The sequence below is a fragment of the Streptantibioticus rubrisoli genome (genome assembly GCF_024436055.1).
GTDB lineage: Bacteria > Actinomycetota > Actinomycetes > Streptomycetales > Streptomycetaceae > Streptantibioticus_A > Streptantibioticus_A rubrisoli.
The window spans coordinates 1-3409 of record NZ_JANFNH010000095.1 but is presented as its reverse complement, the minus strand read 5'-3'; the positions used below and the strand labels follow the sequence as shown (position 1 = coordinate 3409).

At 71.9% G+C, this 3409-nt stretch carries 2 protein-coding genes and 1 pseudogene; 2 read left to right on the top strand and 1 reads right to left on the bottom strand.

All coding sequences use genetic code 11. The annotated features are described in order from the left end of the window. Positions 1-220 precede the first annotated feature (220 nt). Positions 221-1099, top strand: a complete 879-nt coding sequence (locus NON19_RS32970; protein ID WP_255932955.1) for a DMT family protein — start codon at positions 221-223, stop codon at positions 1097-1099. A gap of 261 nt (positions 1100-1360) precedes the next feature. Here NON19_RS32970 and NON19_RS32965 read toward each other — a convergent pair whose 3' ends face one another. After that, the gene (locus NON19_RS32965) at positions 1361-1849 is read right to left on the bottom strand and encodes a carboxymuconolactone decarboxylase family protein (protein ID WP_255932954.1); all 489 of its coding nucleotides are present in this window, start codon (positions 1847-1849) and stop codon (positions 1361-1363) included. Positions 1850-1977: 128 nt separating this feature from the next. Here NON19_RS32965 and pdxR point away from each other — a divergent pair. Further along, positions 1978-3359, top strand: a pseudogene (gene pdxR / locus NON19_RS32960) (MocR-like pyridoxine biosynthesis transcription factor PdxR). Positions 3360-3409: the final 50 nt, after the last annotated feature.

The following is a 3409-nucleotide window of genomic DNA, read 5'->3' as shown; positions in this document are numbered from 1 at the left end:
TCCCCAACCCCCGCGATCACCCACCCCCACCCGGCGGAAAGGTGTTACCGCAGCCCGACAAACCTGTTACCGCCCTGGCCCGAACCCCGCACCACCCGCGCAACCCACCCCCCGCACCGGCGAGGGCAGAGGCCCCACCGAGCCACCGCCGAGCTCCCACCCAGCCCCCACCAAGCCACCGCCGACCGGCGGACCGGGCGGCGGGACGTAGAGTCACCCCGTGCTTCTGGGATTGTTGTGTGCGCTGGGCTCCGCCCTCTGTTTCGGTACCGCCTCCGTCTTCCAGGCCGTCGCGGCGCGGCGGGCGGCTTCCGGGGAGGACTCGGCGGGGGTGGACCCCCGGCTGCTCGTGCGCGCGGTGCGGCAGTGGTGGTACGTGCTCGGGCTGGCGCTGGACGGCGCGGGGTTCGGGCTGGAGCTCGTCGCGCTGCGCACCGTGCCGATCTACGCGGTCGGCGCCGCGCTGGCCGCGAGCCTCGCGGTGACCGCCGTGGTCGCCTCATGGCTGCTGAAGGCACGCCTGGGCAAGGCGGAGTGGGGCGCCGTCGCCACCGTGTGCCTCGGCCTCGGCCTGCTCGGCGCCGCCTCCGGCGCGGAGGGCCACACCTCCGGCGGCCCGGAACTGCGCTGGGGGGTACTGGGCGCCGCGGTGCTCGTCCTTCTGGCGGGCCTGGCCGCCGGATGGCTCCCGGAACGTGTTCGGGCCGCCGCGCTGGGCCTCGGCGCGGGCCTCGGCTTCGGCGTGGTGACCGTGGCGGTACGGCTGATCCCGGACTTCAACGTCATGGACATCCTCAAGAACCCGGCGACCTACGCGGTACTGGTCGGCGGAGCCTCCGCGTTCATGCTGCTGACCACCGCGCTCCAGCGCGGTTCGGTGACGGTGGCGACGGCGGGCATGGTGATCGGCGAGACGATCGGCCCGGCCCTGGTCGGCGTGATCGCGTTGGGCGACCGCACCCGAGAGGGCTTGGGCGGCATGGCCGTCGCGGGCTACGCCCTGGCGGTACTGGGCGCGCTGGCCCTGGCCCGCTTCGGCGAGGGCGGAGCGGAACCGGCGGCCGACACATCGACGCCGAAGATCAGCGCGGAGTCCTGAGCACGGAACCCTGAGGACGAACCCACACCGCTACCAACAGCAACCATGCCGATGCCCCGCCGCGACGCGGCGGGGCAGATGGCGCCCGAACCCCCGTACCAGGCGCCTAGGCGCTTCGCTGGAATTGCCGAAGATGTGCCGTCGATCGGCTGCGCAACGGCGTGGCTGGTCGCGCCCACGCGGCGGAGCCGCACATGAACACAGCCCCGCGCCCCTTCGGATCGCTACCGAACCGCAGTGAACTTCACCCGACCTGCCTGCTCAGCCGTGCCGATGAGCCGGGGACATCCGGGACGCCACGCCGATGCGGTTCCAGGCGTTGATGGCGATGGCCATCCCCATCACCCGACTCAGCTCCTGCTCGTCGAAGACCTTCGCCGCCTCGTCGAAGACCTCGTCCGGGACACCGTGCTCGCCGAGGTGCGTGATGGCCTCCGTCAGCGCGAGGGCCGCCCGCTCGCGGGCGGTGAAGAACGGGGTCTCCCGCCAGACCGCGACGCCGATCACCTTCTGCTCCGACATCCCCCGGCTCCGCGCGTCACGCGTGTGCATGTCGAGGCAGTACGCACAGCCGTTGAGCTGCGAGGCGCGGATCTTGATCAGTTCCCTGACGTCCGGGTCCAGCCCGTCCGACGCCGCGCGGTCGAGCTCGATCATCGCCTTGTGGAACGCGGGCATCAGCTTCGCCAGCGCGATCCGCTGGGTGGGGGCCGGAACCAGTGCTTCCCCCGTGTTCGTCCTTGTCGTCATGTCATCCACCGTAGGTGCGCACTGGTACGCACGCATGGTCCACTTGCGCTGTGTTCGAACGGGCCAATGAACCCCACGGTGACGACCGGTGTGACAGGAAGAACGGCAGCTCCGGCCATGGACTTGACCTGCATCTGGAGCTCAGCTCCGGCGCCGGGCTGCGCAGCGGCCTGGAGACGGCGCTGCGCGACGCGGTACGCGACGGCCGCCTCGCGCCGGGCACCAGACTGCCGTCGTCCAGAGCCCTCGCCCGGGACCTCGGCCTGGCGCGCAACACCGTCGCCGAAGCGTACGGCCAACTCGTCGCCGAAGGGTGGTTGACGGCACGTCAGGGCTCCGGCACCCGGGTGGCGCCCGGCGCCCGACCGCAGCAGCCGGTGTCGACATCGGTCGCGCTGGCGTTCCCGGATCAGGCCGCCGGTACCCATCTGCCGTACGACCTGCGGCCGGGCAAGCCCGACCTGTCGTCGTTCCCGCGCACCGCGTGGGTCGCCGCCACCCGGCAGGCGATGGCCAAGGCACCGCACGACGCCTTCGGCTACACCGATCCGCGCGGCCGGGTGGAGTTGCGGGAGGCGCTCGCGGAGTACCTGTCCCGGGTGCGCGGGGTACGGGCGAACCCCGACCTGATCCTGGTCTGCACGGGATATGTACAGGCCATCGGCCTGCTGGGCCGGGTGCTGGCGGAACGCGGCGGTCAGCGGATCGCGGTGGAGGCGCTGGGGTTCTCCGACACCCGGACCGTGCTGCGGGAGTCCGGTCTGGCCACCACCGACCTGCCGGTGGACGAGTACGGAGCCGACATCGGTTCGCTCGCCGATGTCGGCGCGGACGCGGTACTGCTCACGCCAGCGCACCAGTTCCCCTCCGGAGTGGCACTCTCGCCGGAGCGCCGTACGGCGGCGGTGGAGTGGGCGCATGCCACCGGTGGCGTGGTGATCGAGGACGACTACGACGGAGAGTTCCGCTACGACCGGCAGCCGGTCGGTGCGCTTCAGGGACTGGATCCGGCCAATGTCGTCTACGCCGGGACCGCGAGCAAGAGCCTGGCGCCCGGTATTCGGCTGGCGTGGCTGGTGTTGCCTGAGCGGCTGATGGAGCCACTGGTACGGCAGAAGCGGTTCGCCGACCGGCAGTCGCCGGTCGTCGACCAGTTGGCGCTGGCGGAACTGATCGTCGGCGGCGCGTATGACCGGCATGTACGCCGTATGCGGTCGCGGTACCGGCTGCGCCGGGACCGCCTGGTTTCCGCACTTGCGACGCGGGCGCCGGGAGTACGGGTCTCCGGCATCGCCGCCGGAATGCACGTGGTCGTCGAACTCCCCGACGGCTACCCGTCGGAGGGCGAACTCATCGAGCGCGCCGCGCGGTTGGGGTTGGCGGTGACCGGAATGCACATGTACGGCGGTACGGGTGAGCGCGGAGCGCTCGTGGTGTGGGTTACGGCACACCCCCCGACCACGCGTTCTCCGCCGCGCTTGAGGCGTTGTGCGCCGCCCTCGCCCCCTAGGTGGGGGGTTCGCTCTCGCCGCGCTGCGGCTGGGTGGGTGGAGCCTTTCC

Bases quoted from the DNA above. Each gene is read 5' to 3' on its own strand.
- NON19_RS32965 (WP_255932954.1), bottom strand. From the start codon at position 1,849: ATGACGACAAGGACGAACACGGGGGAAGCACTGGTTCCGGCCCCCACC.